This is a genomic window from Flavobacteriales bacterium (assembly GCA_013001705.1).
GTDB lineage: Bacteria > Bacteroidota > Bacteroidia > Flavobacteriales_D > JABDKJ01 > JABDLZ01.
In genome coordinates this window covers 1-5,832 of the sequence record JABDLZ010000228.1, presented here as the reverse complement: position 1 = coordinate 5,832, position 5,832 = coordinate 1, and the positions used below count along the sequence as shown (strand labels likewise).

Annotated in this window: 6 protein-coding genes; all 6 read left to right on the top strand. The window is 49.5% G+C overall.

Annotation, left to right across the window (positions count from 1 at the left end):
- Positions 1-1,287, top strand: a 1,287-nt coding sequence (locus tag HKN79_09165) for an FAD-dependent oxidoreductase (GenBank protein NNC83736.1), incomplete at its 5' end; no start/stop codon positions are given.
- Positions 1,288-1,422: 135 nt separating this feature from the next.
- Positions 1,423-1,953 carry a RidA family protein gene (locus HKN79_09160; GenBank protein ID NNC83735.1) on the top strand — a complete coding sequence of 177 codons (531 nt, stop codon included), beginning with the start codon at positions 1,423-1,425 and terminating at the stop codon, positions 1,951-1,953.
- A gap of 184 nt (positions 1,954-2,137) precedes the next feature.
- Positions 2,138-3,424: a hypothetical protein gene (locus HKN79_09155; GenBank protein ID NNC83734.1), complete on the top strand. Its 1,287-nt coding sequence runs from the start codon at positions 2,138-2,140 to the stop codon at positions 3,422-3,424.
- A gap of 136 nt (positions 3,425-3,560) precedes the next feature.
- Positions 3,561-4,823 (top strand): MBL fold metallo-hydrolase, encoded by a 1,263-nt coding sequence (locus HKN79_09150; protein ID NNC83733.1) that lies wholly within the window; start codon positions 3,561-3,563, stop codon positions 4,821-4,823.
- A gap of 24 nt (positions 4,824-4,847) precedes the next feature.
- Entirely contained in the window at positions 4,848-5,264 is a 417-nt protein-coding gene (locus HKN79_09145; protein NNC83732.1) for a VOC family protein, read from the top strand.
- A 43-nt stretch (positions 5,265-5,307) separates the two neighbouring features.
- On the top strand, positions 5,308-5,832 hold a 525-nt coding region (locus HKN79_09140), incomplete at its 3' end, for a pyridoxal-phosphate dependent enzyme (GenBank protein NNC83731.1).

Sequence of the window (5,832 nt, the reverse complement as noted above, 5' to 3'; positions counted from 1 at the left end):
GAGCAGGCCGGGGCCAGTATCATCAATACCGGTATCGGCTGGCATGAGGCCCGTATTCCCACCATCGCGACTATGGTACCGCGGGCCGGATTTGCATGGGTCACCAAACGCCTGATGGGTGAAGTCGATATTCCGCTCATCACCACCAATCGCATCAACGATCCCCGCACGGCTGAAGAAGTCTTGGCCGATGGATGTGCCGATATGGTGAGTATGGCCCGACCCTTCTTGGCCGATGAGGAGATCATGATCAAGTCCCGCACCGGAAGGGAGAAGGAGATCAATACCTGCATCGCATGCAATCAGGCCTGCCTGGACCATGTATTCGAGCAGAAGACCGCCAGTTGCCTGGTCAATCCTCGTGCCTGTCATGAGACGGAGTACGATGAGTCGCCTGCGCAACAGAAGAAGAAAGTAGCCGTGGTCGGGGCCGGTCCGGCCGGACTGACCTGTGCCATCACTGCTGCCCAGCGTGGCCATGACGTACATGTCTACGAGAGACGTGAGCGTATCGGTGGGCAGTTCCTCTTTGCCAGCCAGATACCCGGCAAGGAAGAGTTCAGGGAGACCCTACGCTACTATGAGACCATGGTGGAGAAGCATGGAGTCACCGTGCATCTGCGATCCGAGTTCCAGGCCGAGATGGCCGCGGACTATGATGAGGTGGTGATGAGTACCGGTGTGCTTCCGCGTATCCCGCGGATCGAGGGTATCCAGCATGAGAAGGCAGTGCCCTATCCGGAGGTGCTCTCAGGCCGGGTCAGAGTAGGACAGAAAGCGGCCATCATCGGTGCAGGTGGGATTGGATTTGACATGGCGGCTTTTCTGGGTCATGAGACCATGAGTAAAGAAGATTTCGAGGAATTCTGGGGAATTACGCGCAATGGAGAAGTACGGGGAGGAGTCACCTCTCCTGAAGACGATCATGCAGACCGCGAACTCTACATGCTCAAGCGCTCACCCGGCAAAGCTGGCAAGGACCTGGGTAAGACCACAGGCTGGATACACCGGCAAACGGTCAAGAAACTGGGAGTTACAGAGATGAGCAGCGTGGAGTACCTGCGCATCGATGATGATGGACTTCACATCCGCCACCAAGGGGAGGAACGATGCTTGGAGGTGGACCATGTGGTCATCTGTGCTGGGCAAGAGAGCGATCGCAGTCTGGAAGATGATCTGAAGGCTGCGGGTAAGACTCCTCACATCATAGGAGGAGCGCTGAAGGCCGGGGGTATCGATGCCCAGCGTGCCATCGAGGAAGGTTTCAGACTAGGGCTGAGTCTGTAAGACATTGTACGTGGTCTTGAAAGAGGATCTCTAAATCTCTTGGGGAGGATAGGAGGTGATGACTTAAATTCATCACATCTCCAAGTTGGGTATTATTACCTAACAAGAAGACGCTTAACCCTTAAACCGCCATCAATGAAAACTTCAATCATAAGTGTACTCCTTATCGCAATGTGCGTAATGAGCTGCACGAGCAACTCGGATAATTCAGCAATTGAGACAAATGACTCTAGCGAGGAGAAAAGAGAAATACAAAGACAAGCCATCAATCCTCCCGATGACTGGGGAGCTGGATTTGAAATGAATCAAGCTGAACTCATTTCTGACTTCAGTGAGATGATCAAATTCTCGGGTCAGACCTCGCTTGTTCCAGATACCAGTGCTGAAATGGGACTGGGAGTGAAATATCCAGGGGACCAGAGAAAGCAGATGGAATTCATCCTAAATGCAATCGATGATCTGCTGAAACAGGCAGGAATGGAAAGAAAAGACATCATTCATGTGAACTTCTACACGACCGATATGGAAGGACTATTAGGAAACTATGATGTCTATGCCACTTGGATCAAAGAGGCAGGCATACGTCCCACCCAATCGGCAATTGGTGTTGCTCAATTGGTCTCACCAGATATGAAATTGGAGATCGAAGTGACGGGAGCTCGTTAGAAGAATAGAATCGATCTTGGCCGGCTAGAGCTATGATTCGTGGCTGAGAATCGTCAGGAAATAGAAAGATCACAATTCATGAAGAATCCTGAACTCAGCGGAAATGTGCTGTTGGGGAAGCCCAAATCGTGATCATGACCGTGACAGTTATGCAATGCTTACCCGTTCATCACGTTGCTATCCCATGCGTGCACTAGGCCTGCCTTTGCTGAACATTGTCTTCTTCATTACCCTTGCGGCTCCTCATCCGCTTGCTGCCTGCAGCATGTACAAGATCAGCGCAGGAGGCAAGACCATGGTGGGATGCAATGAGGATGCCTGGCGGACGGATTCTAAGATCTGGTTCGAGAACGCTCCATCTGCAGAAGGATACGGAGCGGCTTATACGGGATCCCGAGAGGTATCAGCCGGTCGATTCGCTCCTCAATCAGGCATGAACACGGCCGGCCTCGTATTCTCCCGATTGGCTGCATACTATCCGGATAAAGGGCCTGTGCAGCATAAGAAGCCCGTCTATAATGAGATCGACTACCTGACAGGTGTTATGCAACAATGTGCCACGGTCGAGGAGGTAAGGGAATTTATCGAAGACTATGATCGCTCATTCTTCATAGACGATGTATTCATCTATATCGACCCCAGTGGGAAATACCTGGTCGTAGAGCCCTACGGAAGCATCATGGGGGAAGAGGCCAACTACGTCCTCTCCAATTTCTGTCCCTCCATCACCCAAGAAGAAGAGGCAAATCGCCTAAGTAAATACAGAAAAGGCAAGGCATTCCTTGAACGAAATAGCGCAGAGAATTCCCTAGAATATTGCCGATCACTTTCTGATACCATGCATGTGTGCAGAAGTCGTAATGGGGATGGCACCTTGCTCACCTCCATCTGGGACACCGAGAATCTCCAAGTACATCTGTACTTCTACCATGACTACGATACCTCTGTACAGTTAGATCTGAATGAAGAACTGGCCAAAGGCGACCATATGATCGATATCCCGAGTCTATTTCCAGAGAATGAGGAGTTCATGCACTTGGCTGAGTACATCACGCCATTTAATACTCCGCTAATACGTGTAGGACTGGCCTTCATAGGAGGGCTATTGCTTCTGCTGGGCTTAGGGTATGCGATTCTGTTGCTGAAGTATAGGAGATGGGGTTTTCTGATTCCCATGGCGCTCATCAATGGGATACTCTTCGCCTATCTCTTCGTGCTCGCGACCAATGTGTCCATCTACTACTTTGACGCACCCTATACCCACCATAGTTCCAATTTGATAAGCCTTTCTTCTTACTCGCCATTCCTACTTCTCTTGGCCATTATACCCCTACTGTACTCTACCCGCAAGGGATACATGACTTCTCGGCCTAGGAAATGGATCCGGGCCCTGGTCTTTTCCAATCACGCGATATTCCTCCTATTGATCTTTTGTTTCAGCTATTGGGGACTGTATCATTTCTGGGTGTAAGGAAAGCCGCATAGAAGAGGGTCTATGCTGATACCTTGAATTGCTAAGGGACATCCTATACAGATGGCATGTCTTGACCAGCATGTCGATCGCTGCTCTTGCTGCCGTACCTTCGAGAACACGCTAAAAACACCACATGCATATTGAATGGGTCAATCACGCCTCTTTCATCCTTGAGTACAAGGACCTCAGACTGATCACAGACCCTTGGATCGAAGGCCGGGTATTCAACCAGAGCTGGGGTCTGCTCGCTGAAACATCATTCAACTACGATGATTTCAGCAGCATTACACACATCTGGTTCTCACACGAGCATCCCGATCATTTCTTTCCGCCCAATATCAAGAAGATTCCCGCTGAGATACGTGAGAATATCACCGTACTCTTCCAAAGCACCATCGATGAAAAGGTCTCTGATTTCTGCAAGAAACTTGGCTTCAAAGAAGTCATCGAGATCAAGGATGAAGTTCCTTACCCGCTGACAGAGCATGTTGTGATACGTATTGGCAAAGTGGTGAATGATACCGACTCCTGGCTACATATACAGACTCCTGACTTCACGGTCATGAATTTGAATGACTGCACATTCAGTGAGAAGGACTTGGATACATTGGCCCGAAGGATTGGAAGAGTGGACCTCCTCCTTACGCAATTCTCCTTTGCCAAATGGATTGGAAATAGGACGGATGAGATCGGTATGCAATCGCATGCACGTAAGAAACTCGATGAGATAGGGCATCACATACGGGCCTTCAGACCCACTTTCACTATCCCATTTGCCAGTTTTGTGTGGTTCTGCCATGAGGATAATTTCCATTTCAATGCTTTCGCCAACAGAATCGATATGATCCAGCAACATATCGATGACCTGGAAAGTCGTGCTGTTGTGCTCTATCCAGGTGACAGATGGAAGGTGGGAGAGGGTTTTGAAGGATCGGAAAAGGCCATCGAGCGATATATGGCCGATCATGCCGCTTTGGCTCACAGGGAATTGACAACATTCGATTCGGTATCGGAAGAAGAATTGAAGAGACTGGCCGATCGATTCATAGAGAAAAGTCTCGATAGGAACAGCACACGAAAGCTGACATCCTATAGGCCCTTGCGCGCACATCTCACAGATAAGAATGAGGTCTATAGTTTATCCTACCGGAACGGTTTCCAAAAGGTGGACCTAGCAGCTGAGGATGCGGATATCTCTTTTCACTCGCAGAACCTGTCCTATTGTCTAAGCCACGATTGGGGCTTCAATACGATCCTCATCGCAGGGACATTCCAAAAACCACCGGGGGGTGATTTCCAGAATTTCAAAGAATACCAGTGGGTGGCCCATCTGAATAATCACGGGAAGAAGATGAAAGGAACACTAGGTCGATTGATCGACAAGGTGGTCAAATGATATCAATCAATAACCAAAGCCAGCATGGATGCACATAGGCAAGAACCGTTCAATGAATCCGCTTTGACCACCATCTTGGTCATCCAGGACATGACTGCTTCTAAAGACTTCTATGTCGATGTACTAGGTGCCAAGGTCTTTCGTGAATATGGAGGAGATTCACTGGTGCTTGAATTCTTAGGAAATTGGATCCTTCTGGTCACATCGGGTGGACCTACGGAGGATAAACCCGATACCCATTTCTTGCCTCCTGAGAATAAAGATCACGTAAGTCATGCGTTTACCATCCGCGTGCAGGATTGCCGTGCGTCCTATGAGATACTCAGATCCCGCGGAGCTGAATTCATCACTCCACCTCTGGACCGAGGACAGGAGACACGCTGTTTCTTCCGTGACCCGGATGGTCACCTCTTCGAGATAAGTGAATATCGTTCCTCCTGAATCCGGATCATTCTACTTTTATGAATGGTCAACAGCACGAGCCATGAAAGGAATTGGAAACACCCCCTTGATCCGCTTGAATCACCTTACGGGTGAAGAAGATGCAACAGTGTACGTCAAGTACGAAGGAGCCAACCTCACGGGAAGTATGAAAGACCGAATGGCCCTTTCCATGATAGAAGGAGCAGAAGCAAGAGGAGAACTGAAGGCTGGAGGCACCGTCATAGAGTATACCGGAGGCAGTACGGGAGCCGCTTTGTCCATGATATGTGGTCGGAAAGGATATCGCGCCCATCTCATTTCCTCCGATGCATTTGCCGAGGAGAAGATCCAGATGATGCGGGCTTTTGGAGCAAAGGTGGAAATCATCCCTAGCAAGGATGGCAAGATCAGTGCAGAACTCATCCTACGTATGGAAGCACGGGTAAAGGAGCTCGATGATAAGGCCGATACCTTTTGGATCGATCAATTCAATAACGTGGACAACAGGAAGGGATATCGCGCTATGGCCCGGGAGATCATGGACGATTTGGGTACGGACATCGATGTATTCATAGCAGGTGTAGGC